At 56.5% G+C, this 15,366-nt stretch carries 7 protein-coding genes; all 7 read right to left on the reverse strand.

Going from position 1 to position 15,366, the window contains the following annotated elements:
- The 7 genes from SNE35_RS02485 to SNE35_RS02515 all read right to left on the reverse strand — a co-directional run bounded on the left by SNE35_RS02485 (window position 1) and on the right by SNE35_RS02515 (window position 15,278).
- A complete protein-coding gene (locus SNE35_RS02485) occupies window positions 1–495 on the reverse strand; it encodes a type II secretion system protein (protein ID WP_320421225.1) in 495 nt (164 codons plus the stop codon).
- Entirely contained in the window at window positions 492–2,795 is a 2,304-nt protein-coding gene (locus SNE35_RS02490; RefSeq protein ID WP_320421226.1) for a tetratricopeptide repeat protein, read from the reverse strand. The genes SNE35_RS02485 and SNE35_RS02490 overlap by 4 nt, the downstream gene beginning before the upstream one ends.
- Before the next feature lie 8 nt (window positions 2,796–2,803).
- A complete protein-coding gene (locus SNE35_RS02495; protein WP_320421227.1) occupies window positions 2,804–3,154 on the reverse strand; it encodes a hypothetical protein in 351 nt (116 codons plus the stop codon).
- A 570-nt stretch (window positions 3,155–3,724) separates the two neighbouring features.
- Entirely contained in the window at window positions 3,725–4,345 is a 621-nt protein-coding gene (locus SNE35_RS02500) for a hypothetical protein (RefSeq protein WP_320421228.1), read from the reverse strand.
- A 129-nt stretch (window positions 4,346–4,474) separates the two neighbouring features.
- Window positions 4,475–4,864: a hypothetical protein gene (locus tag SNE35_RS02505; RefSeq protein WP_320421229.1), complete on the reverse strand. Its 390-nt coding sequence runs from the start codon at window positions 4,862–4,864 to the stop codon at window positions 4,475–4,477.
- Window positions 4,865–4,868: 4 nt separating this feature from the next.
- Window positions 4,869–8,825 (reverse strand): RHS repeat domain-containing protein, encoded by a 3,957-nt coding sequence (locus tag SNE35_RS02510; protein ID WP_320421230.1) that lies wholly within the window; start codon window positions 8,823–8,825, stop codon window positions 4,869–4,871.
- A 24-nt stretch (window positions 8,826–8,849) separates the two neighbouring features.
- The gene (locus SNE35_RS02515; protein WP_320421231.1) at window positions 8,850–15,278 is read right to left on the reverse strand and encodes a choice-of-anchor D domain-containing protein; all 6,429 of its coding nucleotides are present in this window, start codon (window positions 15,276–15,278) and stop codon (window positions 8,850–8,852) included.
- Window positions 15,279–15,366: the final 88 nt, after the last annotated feature.

A 15,366-nucleotide genomic window follows, 5' to 3' on the forward strand; every position in this document is an offset into this window, starting at 1 on the left:
TCACCACCGGTTCAGCGGTATGCCATTGAGGCCCGTTGCGCGCGACTTCGAATGCACGTCGTACACGTCTGCCCCCGCCTGCGGCTTGTCGGCCTCGGACTGGAAACTACGCAGCGCCCAGCTTTGGTCCGCCGGCACGTCAGGATCCGCGAACGGATCACGCGGAATCGATCGCAGGAAGCGAAGGGTCTGTCCTTGCCGATCGGCGCGGGCGTCGGGAATGGCGCGCGTCAGGTCGACCAGATTTTTCGGATAGCTGCTCTGGTCCGGACTCACGATGATCGCGCGGTCCTCGCAGGCCCTGTGATACGCATCCAGCGCGTCGCGGATCTCCCAGAGGTTGCGCTTGAGCTCGCGCTCCTTCTCTCGCTGAACCGTCATCTCGGACATCGGCAGAGCAACGGAAGCAAGCAGCCCGAGGATGGCCAGGCACACCAGCAGTTCGACCAGCGTGAAGCCGCTGTTCCTACGCCCATGCCGGAGTCCGCGGCTCATTGAACCTCAATCGTCAGCGGTTGCGGCGCGGCCACCGGCGGCTGTGTTTCGAGTGCAACCGGCCGCAACGCTCCTGCAGAAACGGTTGCCCGGCCCGCGGCAAGAGCCTTAAAACGCAGCTTGAACACTGTGCCGCTGCCTTCGGCGCTGGAAGCCTGGTTTCGCAGCACACCAAGACTCAGCACATCCTTGTTCAGCTGTTTGCTGACGCCCGTGGCCGCCTCTCCTTGCTTGAAGTAGCCACCCTCCTCCGCGTCCACGAAGCTCAGGGTGTCCGGGCTGAATCGCAGGTCGGTCATCAAGCCGCGCAGCTTGGCATCACGCAAGTTCATCGTCACTTCGAAGGTCTCGCCGACCTTGACTTGCCTCGGCGCGTCGATGACGAGGCTCGGCGGCTTGCGCTCCGATACGGCGTCCGCTCCGCCTGTGGAAGACGGCGCGGAAGTCGCAGGGGAGGCGGCCGACGTCGGTGTCGGAGCTGGGGTGGCGGCTGCGCTCGAAGGCACCTCTGTGCTCTGCAGGCCTCCCACGGGTCGCAGTTTCGGATTGGCGTCGGTGCCAACCCACAGCTCGGATTCGCTCGCGCTCAAACGGCGAACATTGCGCAAGATGTGAGGGGTGATCGCCAGCAACAGCTCATTGCGTTGGCCGCTATCCGTCGTGTTGGCAAACAGGCGGCCGACAACGGGCAAATCTCCGAGGCCGGGAATGCGGTTGGCGCTGGTGCTCTCGTCACGACTGATCAGACCCGCGAGCAATTGCGTCTCGCCATCGTGCAGGCGCAGTACGGTGTTCGCATTGCGCGTGCTGATCTGATAGGCAACGGTTCCGGAGGCCGTCTTTGTTATGGTGCCGAGCGAACTGACCTCCAGACCGATCTTGATGCCAACCTCATCGTTGGCATAGATCGTGGGGTCGGCTTCGAGTTTCAGGCCGACATCAACATAGCTGACCGTTTCCGAGACAAAGCCACCGGTGCCTGCGGTCGCTGCCACGATGGGAATCTTGTCGCCGATCATCACCTTCGCATGCTCACGGTTGCGCACACGCAGCTTCGGGTTCGCCAGGGTCGATACGTCGCCCACTTCCCGACGCAGGTTCAGCGATGCGCTACCAATGCCAACCCCGACACGATCACGGGTCACGCGCGAGAGATTGGCAAGGTTCAGGCTGGTGCCCCCGCTGGGGTCTAGCAAGGTCAACGATGCGGTGTTCGGCAACTGAACGCCCAACTGCGTCAGGCGTGTGCTGGAAACCTGCAGCACCTCGAGTTCCAGTAGCACCTCCGGCTCCGGGCTGTCATAGACCGCCATCAGGCGCTCGGCGAGTTGGATGTTTTCTGGCGAATCGCGCAGCGACAGCATGTTGCTGCGCTCGTCCACGAAAGGCTCGCGAATCTTGAGCATTGACTTCAGGAACGCCGCCGCCCCCTTGGCCTCGCCGTTGTTGAGCGTGAACACGCGGACGATCTGCTCCTGGTACTCACGCTGCTTCTCCGGCGTGTTGGGGTAGATGACGATGGTCCGGGAATCCATCACCTTCTTGGCCAGTTGGTTGCTGCCCGTGATCAGGTCGAGCGCGTCCTCGACCTTGGCGTTGCGCAGGTAGACCGTCACACGGACGTCGGATCGGACGTCCTTGTCCAGCACGAAATTGATACCACTATGGCGCGTGACCACGTCGAGGACAGTGCGCAAACTGGCTTCGCGAAAGTCCAGCGAGATCGGCCGGGTTTCCGACAGACCGCTGGTCAAGGCCTGGACTTGGGATGCTCTCTGCCGTGCCTGCAGGTCGCGCTGCAGATCCTGCAGACCGGAATGGCGCGGATTGTCCTTGAGTGCCTGATCCAGCAATTGCAAAGCACGGCTGACTTGCTGGGCCTCTGCCAGGCGCTTAGCCTGAGCCAGGTCTGCCGCCGAACGCTGGTCACGCGTGAGATCCTCCAGCAAGGCAACGACGCGGTCGTTCTGCGGATCGAGCGCGAGAGCCTTCTCCAGGGCCTTACGCGCTTCATCCTGGTTGCCGGTCTGTCTCGCGGTCTGAGCAGTGGCGACGAGTTCGGCCAGCGCTTGAGCACGCGCCTGGATCAACGCGCTGCGCAGTTGAACGCTTTCCGGATGGCGACGGACGCCCTCCTCCAGTTCGCGAATAGCGGTGTCGTACTGGCCTGCCGACATGGCGCTGTCGGACAGATTGCGGATAGCTGTTTCGGCGCAACCGGCGAGTGCAATGACAGCGGCACACAGCATTGCCAAGCGGCTGCGGCGATCGCCGACTCGCGATAGAAAAAGGGAAACCATGGGCACCACTACTGGACGGTCTTGGCAAGTGGGATTTGAATGCTCGCCTTCTGCTGCAAAGGCGGGTAGACAAGCCGGATCTCATCGGTAGTGATAGCGACGACTCGGTAGCCCTCGTCGAGTTCAGTTCCCACCTCGATCAGGACATCCTTGTTTGCATTCGCGATATAGACCTTGGGTTTGCCTTGTGGATCGGTGAACTGGCCCAAGTAGCGATAGCTCAACGGCGGCGCGGTCGGCGCCGGCGCGAGAGGAGGAGGGGCGGCCGCAGCCGGTGGCGGTGGCGGCGCCGGAAGCGGCAGTGCGAACGGGTCCGCCTCCGCCTGCTCCAACGCGGCAATCGCAAGCTCTGATGGCATTGACGGAGCCTCACGCCTGTCGGCCTCAGTCGCGGAGTTCGGGACGATGGTTAGTCGCTGGGAGCCAGATTCCTCCGACGCCCGACCCGTCACGAGGCTGACTACGCTGGCAACCACACTGGCGATCAGCGCCCATCGAAGTGCGGGGTTCACCGGTTGGCCGGCTTTGGCAATTTGGGCGCGAGGGGCCATTTGATTTACTGCTGCAACAAGGGTCGGGTAAGCCAGACAAGCTGAACGTGAGAGTCCAGGTCCTTCGCTCCGCCGCGGCGTCGATAAGACATTGCCTGGACCAGCAAGTGTCCGGGCTCACGCGACAGTAATTCGGCGATGGCCTCTTTAAGAGCCGCATAGGTCCCGCGAAGGTCAAGGTCCACCAGCAGTCGACCCTGTGTCGCCAAGCTCGGTGCTTGGTTCGACAAGCTGATCGACAGGACGACAACGGCGCGATCGTCGACGGCAGTGCGGATTCGCCCGAGCACCTCAGGTGTTGAAATGGCGACGGGCAGCGCCTCAGGCCAGGGAGGGCCAGGCCGCGGGTCCGAAGGCGCTGTTCCCGATCTCTCGATCTCACGCAATTGCGATTGCAGTCGAACCGAGCTCATGCGCTGTTGACCAACTGCAGCGTCCTGTTGCCACCAGAATCCGAGGCTGCCCAGCAGCAACAATAGGGGAGCAAACGCCACCGCCCGCCGTCTCGTCGAGTGTTGCAAAAGGAATGGGAACTTCATGAATCGCGACCGTGGGTTCAGCTGAGGCGTTCTTCAGGGTGGAAAACGCAACCACGGTATCGACGAAAGTCAGCAGGCGCAGCCCGATTGGCTTCGCACCCGCAAACTCCCTGCACGATCCTTCATCGAGGCTCGCGTCGTTATGTGTATCGCATTCTTTTTGAGGAAGCGGGCCGATTGTAGGAAGGCGAATGCACTGACGAGGAGGGGAGTTTTCCCGCTCCCGCGTCAGCCACCACACGTATTGGCGGATGTAAGAAGAAGGCTCGCGTAGGCGCTCTACGGCTCCTTCGACGTCGGCGCCGCGCAAATGTGAGTGACGCGACCGGCGCAATGGAGGAGGCCTGCAGATCGTTTTCAAGGCACGAAGTGAATCCACTTTCCACGGGACGGTGGCCTCGCCGTGGGTCGGCGCGGCATCTCGATCGTCGAAAACACCGAACGGCAGATCAATATTCATGCCCTAGGTATCTCGCAAAGGCCGATCAGAGCAAACCTGAGCGTGGCCGTCACACCATCCGAGAATGCCCCTTTGACACTGCTCTAAATGAAGCGAAAACTGGCGTCACTCATCACCACATGCTCTTATCTATAATGGATAGTCGGAATTCCAAGCTTCGGTAAAATTTCCCGTATCAACCTCAAGCTCAGATAACATTTGAGTCAATTCCTCAAATGAGTAGGCAACCAAGAAAATATCGATAGATTCGTTTCCTCCGACATCCCATCCGTTTCGAAGATACTCCTCGTCTACGGAGACTCGCTTCAGAGTGAAGATAAACTTTTTTTCACTTGACAGCTTACTAACGTCCAGCCCAGGAATATGAAGCGTGCCGGGAGGCCGGGAGGAATCGAGCAACATCGTCACGGGCACAGCATGAACAGCAATCCACGTGCGCCAACCCGCACGAACAGATGCAACTTCGGCGACGATCACGCCTCCGTTCATGATCAATTGATTAACTAGCGTCGCGCGCATTTGATCACCATGGGAAAAATATTCTGACTGTGCTTCCGCCGCCGATCGGCGCAATCTGCAGGTGGGGCAACAAGCTGTCGGGATTACCAGGGGCGTGACCTGCAACCAAGCCATCGGCGCCCATAACGTCATCCCAATGATAAGTCCCCTGCTTAGACCCAAAGTATTGTTTTGTACCCACTCCATCGAAACCCGAGGAATTTCTGTAACCGGCCCCTTGGTATCGACCAAGAAAGAGTTCCTCGGCTTCAGCTCTGGACGCAACCGTTACCGAAGAAGCGCCTTGGGACAAGGCCTTGTCGGCCACTCTAACACTTGAACTGGTCCACCCGATTTCCCTCGCGGCCGCCCCCCCCCCAGCCATAGCCGCGCCACCTCTCAGCGCTTGGAATACCTTCCCGATTGGCAGTATAACGCCAAGGAGATCCATATCGAAGTTCCCCAGCGCCTGTCGTTTTTCGAGGTACTTATAATAATAATCATAGAGAGTTTTATTCCGCTCCGAGCATGAGACAGTTGGTGACTTACACCCACTCCCTTGCCATACATCACGCGCCTGTCGAAAAACTTGCTGCTCCGGACTCTCCCGTACGGTCTTCCGCCCCGCTTGTATATAAGTGGAGCATGTCGCGCCGCAGGTCGAAGCAAAACTCACAACTGTAATTACCGGCGTTGGGGCAATATTTGTACGTGCACGCCCATAGATGACAACCTTGTCCGCCAAATATCCTGAGCCAGATGCAACATTCGGGACCTCGACAAGAGACCATCCCTGTTCGTCAATGAGCGGCGCAGTCTCGGGCCCTTTAATCAAAACTGGCGGAAGCCACTCGCTTTCATACCCCGTTGGATCAATACAAGTCAACGGGCTATTGCCACAGTACGAATATCGATGAAATGCTTGTAGATTAGTAATATTCTGAATTAATGGATCGGCTTGCAAGAAAACGCCAAGAGTCGGATCAAAGATGCGTCCGTTCATATGAACGAGACTGATGTCATCCATTTGCTCGTGCCCAGCAAAGCCACGCCCAGAGCCCCAATTCCGCGTAGCATTCCAGTCTGCTTGGACCTGCCCGTCCGCATCATAGTTACCGTCGACATGGCGACGTTTACCGAACGGGTCGTATGCGTAGCGTTCGGTCACAGCCCCTGTATGGTCGGTCGTGGCAACCAGCGAGCCCAAATAATCTCTGTGCCAGTACTCGATCTTGGAAGCGGTTGCACTTGCAACGACCGTCGGCGATGTCTGTCCCGTCGGTAGCGGAATCAGGGGCCCCGTCGTAACAAGCACGCCGATACTACGTCCTCCAACGTTCAGGAAGTGACGATTGCTGATCGCCCCATCGGTCTCGACCTCGCTCTCAAAGCCAAGGCCTCCGCGATTGTCTGGATGCATGTACCAAATGGTGCGGGTGCCGCTTACGTCAACACGGACCTCTTTGACGCGCTGGTGATCTTCATCGTACTGCCATACATAATTGGGAATACCAGCGAACGATGCATTCACCCCCGCGCGGCTGCTCGGCAAGTTGAAACTGCTATATTCAATACCTCGATACTTTCCATCGGAAGCTGCTAGAAGATTCCCATTTGCATCATAGTTATAGGTAATGGGGGCGGCTCCGTTGACGACCTGCACAGCATGGGGATGTGCCTGCCCAGCCGAGTTGTAGCTATAATTTCCAACATCGCTCTTATAAAGGAGCATGCCTAATGCGTTATATTGAAGCGCAACGGTTCGGCTCATGCCAGAAATTCCCGGCGCATCAACCTCATAGCTACTCAGGCGATTCAGAGCATCATAGTGAAACGAGTCAGTGACCGCGCCGGAGGAAAGTCCGTTACTTGAGGTGTCGCCATTACCATCGCTGCGAGACATTAAGTTGCCCACACTGTCCCAAGCAAAAGTCAGGTCCATTGCTGGGGCGCTTGAAGTGTTCGCTCCAACAGTTGCATGAATCATGCGCCCATAGTAAGGGTCGTATTTGGAGCTTCCCCTGACCGCATTGCCAAACAGCTCAAATTCCACATTACCCCAGGCATTTACGGCCTGAGCTTGCCAAAGTGAGCTGTTTGCCGGGCTGGAAACTCCTTGTACTTGACCAGTTCCGGAACCTGAATTACTACCAACACTCGGCAGCGGATTTAACGTTATTGCAGTAACAAGCTTTAGTTTTTCAAGGTAGCCTAAAGCTGTGTAGTCATACGCTACTTGTAAGCCCGTTGGGTAGGTCTGATTCACCGCCCGCCCCGTCGCACCGTCATAGGTAAGGGCGGTCGCAAAGGACGGCCCCACGCCCGTATCAAAGCGGCTGCCTAGTGGACGTCCAAAGTTGTCGTAGACATACTTACGATCCAACCCAGAGTCGGTCGTGGTTTCGCAAAGCCTCCCGGCCCCGCGGGCCGCGCCGGACCCCGCCATACAGTAACCTCCATCCTTGTTTTTCTCGAAATACCAAGTACTGGTCATTTCGGGCTCAACCCGGCTCCTCATACGTCCTGCGGCGTCGTATGCCATAGTCGTCCAGGTCGCCACCGGCTGGGCAACAATGCCTGATGTCGGCGCCGAAGGGCATGTCGACGCGCCACTCACTCTCATATTTGCGTTTTGCTGAGCTACCAGTTGACCAAAAGCGTCGTAGCAAAAGTTGGATATTCCAGCGTCAGGATCATTCGACGAGAGCTTGTGACCCACTAGGTCGTAACTCATTTCGATGACGTTTTGCAGCGCGTCTTTGGTGACAAGGAGATTGCCGAAAGCATCGCGTTGATAGGCTATTTGCGCACCTAGTGCGTCTGTAACCCGAACGAGCTCCCCAATTGCGTTCCTTTCCTCAGTCTTGACACGGCCATGATCATCGGTAACCGCCGTCTTGAGGTCCGAATACGAAAATGCAAGCACCGCGGCGCGTCGTTTTCCGCCGTATTGGCCGAAGTCCGCGGCTCCAGGTGAGCTGGCCAAAAGGCTTCCTTGGTCGTCGACCGTATAGACCGCCGTTGTCCGACCCAACGCATCAAACTTGAATGCCGTCACCCCGACATCACTACTGCCAGATGTCGTGCTGGACGCCGTACTTAGAAAGTATGGTTGAGTCTGAAGTATTCGGGCTCCATACACGCTGTAAGTTGTGTCGGAGACCACCATGGTGCCACGATAGGGGCCAGGTTGCAGGCTGCCATCGAAACTCTCCGAAATCCGACGCACTTCTCGACCCAGACGATCGATGTAGATACGAACGAAGGGGCCCATCTTGTTTCCGTTGGTATCATGAGGTTCCGAGTGCACAAAAGAGACCGCATCGGTAGGGACCTCAGGGCTTCCAGGCTGCCCAACGGTTGGGCAGTTGAGCGGATCTCCATTGCCAGTGCTGCTGTTCGAAGAGGAGTCCAGACCCAGACCGACGATGCAATAAGCGACCAGAATACTGGTCCCGTCGGGATGTCGCTCCGCGGTCTTTCGGCCAAAGGCATCAATCGACCAGCTCGTTGTTAGTGCATTTGGATCCGTCCACTGCGTCAGCAAGCCGAACCGGGGATCAAACGCGGTCGTCTCGGCTTGAGAAAGCGCATTCGTGCTTGTCTGGGGGAACAGCCCCTGAGCGTCGTAGCTGACCCCCTCACTTCGGGTTGTAAAGACACTCGCGTTCGAAGCGCCCGCGCATGAGGAGGTTGTGATTGAGGTTCTGTTACCAAAAGCTGGGTCGTAGCCATAACTCGTTGAAACGCACAAGTTCGGATTGACGGGCTGCGAGAGTTCCCCAGACTGCAGACCAGCCAGTGTAGTGCCGGGGGGAAAATAACTGATCGAACGGGTGCGGCTGTAGTGGAACGGGTCAGTGGGGGTCTGCGCCTTGACTCCTCCACAAAATATTGTCAATGCAAGAAATATTAACGCATCAACGAGGATAGGCTGACGACTGGTCGTTGCCCGCAATGCCTTGGTAAACACGATATTCATTGGTTTCCCTGGTCGCAACACTATTTACTGTGGACCAAAGGTCACAGTTGTCATGTTTGTACCGCTCACCGTCAATTTTGCGGCGTTATAGCCACCGGAGTACGCGGCCCAACATTGGGCGGCAAAGGTCGCGCCAGGTGCCAGCGAGGACAGGGTAGTGGTTCCGGTATTGCGGAAACTCGCCCCTGAGCACGACCACGATAGATTACTAATCGTGCCCGTGCCGGTATTTTTCAAATAGAACGTCGCAAAGTCATTGCTATTTCCATTTGAAGTATGAATAACGCCCTGATATTCCGTCAGCACACCCATCCCAGGATTCACAGTGAGGCTTGCACCGCCCGTCGCCGTAGCACCTGCAGCGTTCTGGGCAGTGACAGTGCAGGTGCCGGTACCAGCACCGGAAGTTGAAGCAGTGATAGTTCCACTGGTGCCAGAACCACTACCGGAAGCAGCCCCCGCGCAACTAACCGAGGCGCTGCTCGCGTTGCTGGTATTCCAGCTAAATGAACTGCTACCGCCGGTCGTTACGGCAATGGGGCTGAATCCAGCCGACGTCACCGTCGGCGGAAGAACTACCGCAATGCTACTTTGGTAGCTTGTAGTGCCGCCAGGCCCACTGAATGTCGCCGTGCAAGTGCCGGTGCCGGCACTTGAGCCCGCCGTGACCAATACGCTGCCTCCACCGGCCGCCCCAGTCGCAGACCCGCTTACCGCACCGGTGCAACTCGCGGATGTCGAGGTCGCGTTGGTTGCGCTCCAACTGAAAGTAGCACTGCCATTGGTCGTCACAGTGGAAGGAGAGAAACTAGCGGTCATCCCGCTCGGAGGCGGCGCATTCACAGTCAATGCACCGCTGCCCGTCGCCGTGCGCCCTGCCGCATTGGCCGCAGTCACCGTGCAATGCGCCGTACTTGCCGCAGATGGCGTAACTGTGACACTTCCGCTCGTGCCTGACGCGACGCCGGATACTGGTGCATCGCAGGCCACAGAGGCCGACGTCGCATTGCTTGTAGTCCACGAAAATACGCTCGAACTACCGGCGATGACGGTATTGGGGGCAAAGGTCGCCCCCGTAACGCTTGGGGCTGCGACTACATCCACGGCTCCTTGACGCGTCGCACTTCCATTGTTACCAGACACCGAGACCGTACAAGTCCCCCCTCCAACGCTGCTGCCGGCCATAACAGGAATACTTCCACCAGTAGCTGACCCCGTGCCAGAACCAGTTATTGCACCGGAGCAACTTGCCGAAGTGCTCAATGCCGCACTAGCGGTCCAACTAAATGTGGCTGTATCGTTTGTGGTAATGGTTGCAGGACTGAAACCAACCGATGTAACGGAAGGTGCCACATCACTAACCGTGTAAGTGCTGTTGGACGCATTCGTACCCGACATCGTCAAGGTCACGGGGCCGGTGCTACCAGCAGCGTTGGCTTGACAGTAGTACTGCGCGGTGGCTCCTGCTGCTATGGTTGAAGGCCCTACCCCATACGGATGGAAACTCTGCCCAACACATGAAGCCACCGCAACGTTCAGAAGATTGCCACCGCCCGCGTTCCGAATGGTGAATGTGACAACGTCACCGCCGTTCCCGAAGTTATTGTGCGAGCTGTTTGCATAAGCAAACGTCCCTTGTGCGCTAGTGAAGCTCGCGGATACTGTCGACCCCTGAGCACCAGCCGCGTTGTACGGCGTCACACTACAGGTCGCCGAACCTGGCGCCGCGCTTGTATTTATAGCAATACTCGAACCCGTCAGCCCGGCACCTGCACCTGACAAATAACCCGGACCAGTGCAGGCTACGGTTACGGCGACAACACCGCTACCGGGCGTCCATCTCAGAGTCACAGGTGAGCTAGTATCTGGCGTGCCCGTGGCAAATGACACGTTGCTGACAACCGGCACCGGAACAACCGTCGCATTTACCTGACTAGTAACGACGGTACCGGCCGCATTGCTCGCCGAAACCGTGCAGCTGCCGGAGCCAGCCACCGTAGCAGTCACCGTCATGGGACTTGCAACCCCTGATCCACCAATTGCGTTGGCGCAGCTTGCGCTACTGGAAGTCGCACCGCCTCCGGCGACCCAAGTCAGCTGCGCAGTGCCCCCGACAGTAATTGTCGAAGGTATCAGCGCGACGCTGTTCAACGTAGGCATCGCCACCCCGACCCCATCTACGGTGATCGTTTTAGCACCCGTGCCGTCATGCGTGATAGTCACAGCGCCCGTACGCGCGCCAGTCATAGACGGTGTAAATATAATATCGACTGAACATGTCCCATTGACAGGAACATCGATGCAATTGTGACTAAGAGAAAAGTCACCAGAGCCGCTTGAAATGTTGACCCCTGAAACCGAGAGCGCTTGCGTTCCTGTGTTAGTCAAGACTACGGACTTAACTGAGCTGGGATGTCCTTCCGTCTGATTGCCAAAGCTAAGTTGCGCTGCCGAAAGGCCCACATTACCTTGCGTTCCCGTACCCGAGATCGCAATTGCATTAAGCGCTTGCCCCGAAGATGAGACGCTGAGCGTCGCAGAATAAGCCTGAGCCGCAGTTGGTAGCCAGTCGACCGCCACAGTGCAGGAACTTCCTACAGCTAAGCTAGTTGGACACGTGTTCGTCGCTAACCGAAAAGGCAACGAAAGCGAGGACAGGAGCAGGTTGCTCGCGCCGGTGTCGCCGACATTGGTCAAGGTAACTGCTGCGGATGTGTAGGTCTTGTTGACCGACTGATTTCCCCACGCCAGAGTTTCGGTGCTAAAGCGCAGCTTAGCCTGCAAGCCCACGCCATTCAAACTGCTCGTCAAGACACCGGCACCGGTATTAACGGACAGCCCTCCTGATCGAGGCCCAGAGGTAGTCGGCTTAAACCATACGGTGATCGCGCAACTAGCCCCTACCGCAAGTCGGCTTCCACACGTAGTACTTGAGAAGCCAAAGTCGGCTCCGGTCACATTGCTTCCCGTCGGGACAGCGATAGTGACCGGGAACCCTCCCATATTTGACAGCACTATCGCCCGAACGGACGTCTCACCAACGACCGTGCCATCAAAGCCGAATGTCGATGGCAACATCGCGACCTGCGTCGGCCCCGCTCCCGCCGTTGCGTTCGCCAGAGTCGCAGAGCCTGCCGTTGTGGAGATGGACGGCAAACTGTTCGGAACGGATTTATTAACCGTCTCCTGTATCAGCCGCCCCAAAATCCAGTTACAAGTCAGATAATCAACGCAGGTCGTATCGTCCTGTTGGTAAACGGTGTTCCTCAGCGTCTGAAAGGTTTGAGTTACGCCGGCCACGCTTCCCGCAATTGTCACGGTCACACTTTTTGGATTTCCCGAGCTGTCATTGACATTCTTCGTAACCACAGACGGCAATGACAATCCCGAACCAAGTACGTCATTCCCGCTTTCCGTCTTGCTAACCAAAAACGGTCGCTGCACCTTTGCTGCCACCGGACAGGGTGCTGCACTCGTAGCGTTTTCAGCCGCTGCATCCGTTGAGCTATCAGCGCCAGTAATTGTCGACAAATCGCAATAGATGCTAGACGTTGTCCGGACTGGGGTTCTGGAATCAATCGAATTCAATGCACCTAGATAAACGGCGCTGGCAGCGGTTAGTCCTGTATAAGGATGCGCCTGAAGTGTTTGAGTATCCCCTGTTATGAGACTGCCGTCAGCGGCTACGCTCTGTCGCAGAACCTCCCGAAAGCCAAGGGAGCCCCGGCCCCATGCGTCAGATTTCAAGCCTCTGTAAGCAAATTCGTTGTTGACAGTTGTCGAACCGATACCAGTGTCGGTCACCATGGTGGAGACGACGTACAAGGGCGCAGTCACATCTACGGTTGGATAAATCGCTCTTTGATGAACATCGTTGCGATCTCCTACATAGCGAGCACCAAGGGCTTGGCTTGGAACCCCAGCGGCCGGAATACTATTAGCGAGTGGCACATAATATAACCTTGTTTTACTACCTGCGGCCGAAGTCACGCTCACCAGCTGATCAATTGGCGTCGCGTCAAGCTTCGTAAACAATTGATTGTTGGGCACTCCATTATTTGTATTTAACTGCAAGCGCAAAAGTTCAACGGCCCCATGCCCAGTGAAATCGCCGGCTATAAACACCGTATTGCGCGCAGCATTTTGCAACTGCACTGCCGTCGCACCACCCAAGTTAAACGTGGTCGATTGGGAGAATGTACCGTCGCCGTTGCTGATCCACAGGGCATTACCTGCAGGAGCGTCTGACCAGTACAGAATATCCTGTCGACCATCCCCATTCACGTCAATTGCGATGACGCCAGACGTTTGCTGATTGGCAGCATTGGCGCTAACGAGAATGCTCCCGTTGAGATTAAAGTTGCCCGCAGATTCGTGGCTACCACCTACGGCCAACGAGGACCCAGCGGTAGTTGTATTCAAGCAGTCCGTATGGCCATCACCATTGAAGTCAATTGGATTCGTGCAGCCGCCTACAATTGAAGTAGCTGAAAGCGTAAAATTTCCGTCACCATTGGAAAGCCATGTGCCACTATCCACCAAGAGATCAACCAATCCATCACCATTCCAGTCACCAGTATTAGCGACGCGCAATAAATAGTTTGTCGTAACAGTAGGCGCACTATATACAGACTGATGGGCCAGATTGGTTCCTACAGCCTCCACAAAAGAGCCGTCCGCCTGCCCTAGATACACATGCGTGCAAACTTGTGTAGCGCATAACGCGGCTACAGTCGGCTTAGGATTTGAAATTGGGTATGCAGGCAGAATGGTTGTGACAATATCAAGAATTCCGTCGCCATTTACATCAATGAGATAGAAATTATTCCCTTGGGACTGCGAAACCCCTAAATTCCCGGAAGCGACGACTTGAACACTTAAATTTTGGGCAAAATTTATAGTTGATGGAACGGTGACAACCCCAAATGAGCCGTCACCATTGCTCAAGAATATTTTATTTGTCCCGCCAACAGGACAAATCGATGCGTCGATGGATACGCCCGTGGCGATATTGAGAATATCGGTACGTCCATCTCCATTGAAGTCAGCCGCGATGGATGTATAGCAGCCATTGCTTCTAAACAGACTGATATTCGAAAGATTGAATAAATTAGCCCCGGTTCCATTTGCTGATTTTACGAACGTATCCACGCCACCAACGGTGCGACTGAACCACAATTCATTCTCGGTCGCGTATCCAGACCATCGAAGAATATCTGTACGGCCGTCCCCGTCAAAATCCCCGGTAAGTACGCCATAGTAGGTTCCGGTAGTCGCCTCCGTTACCAAGCCGCTGCTTGCAAATCCAGCGTGTGCTTGATAAGCATCGCTGGCCTGATTCGCATACTCGAATGTTGTTGGGGGTAAGCACCGGTTGCTGCTGACGTCGCCGGCGCAGTCCTGCAAACTCGCAATCCGGCTTCGTCCCGATGCGGGGCCTACGCTATAGGATATCTTGATAGTGGTTGCTGGGGAGCTCCCAACATAAGTTGAGATAGACTGAAGCAGTTGCGTACTAACAGTTTTAAAGTTTGCATGAATGGTCTCACTAGCGTCTAGCGGTCGGCCAGGCGTCGCTGGCGCACGGGGGCCATACGCAAATGACACCTTGTTCACACCATAGTCCACCTCGGTAAGGTTCCATTCCAGCCCTGACGTCGGAGCGGAGGGACTAGTTGCACCGCTTCCCCACGGAACGAGGTTCTGTGCGTATTTGAAATCTATATGATTTCCAAAATTGTCACTGATGCGTGACACGGCCCATACGCGCACAGATAGTCCTGTCCTAGACGCGCCAATCAAACCATTGTTTGCCTGATCGGTGCCAGGGCTGTTCCCATAGTCATAGATCTGCCCCGCCTTTGTCCATACACGAAAAAAGGCAGGGCCAGAAGCTGCGCCTAGCCTAGCACCGAACCCTGAGCCATATGCTCTTATACGGGCGAAGTTATCCTTCTCGGTTCGATATTCGATGTATGCACCGTCTATCAAACCACTCGCATCGCCGACCTGCGGAAACGGCAACGGCGTCCCAGTACTGTCCGTCTGGATAAGCCGCTGTCCGTCTAGGCATAACTTATCATTGACCCCAAAGGTAACCCCCCCCGCTATCCCATCGACGGCAATAGTTGATGGGCATCGAGCAATAACGGATACCCCCTGGAGGGTCCAGCCGAAGCCTAACGGCCCGTTGGTACTACCGGCGGTATACGCGAGCGAAAGGGCCGGCGCCATGCCCGCAACGCCCGGAGGAACCGCAATCGCCTTTGTATAAGAGGGCGTGCCATTTGGCTCTATGGCAATCTGCGCGTGCAATGGCCCCGGCGTCATTAATGCAGGTGGCAACAAGAATATGACGCTAGCAGCCAATCGCCGCACCGCATTTTCAGCCCATTGCCGAATCGAAGGGAGCTCGAATTGGCATCGCAAACCAAAGGCATAATCACTGAGCATCTTTAGCTTTCTATGAGAAAGCGACGCTGAAGCGATCCATTCCATCCGAGCATACACACGCCTGCGTGAATCGCACGGATGCAACTGC

It is taken from the genome of Roseateles agri, from assembly GCF_034043675.1.
In the GTDB taxonomy this organism is placed as follows: domain Bacteria; phylum Pseudomonadota; class Gammaproteobacteria; order Burkholderiales; family Burkholderiaceae_C; genus KK5.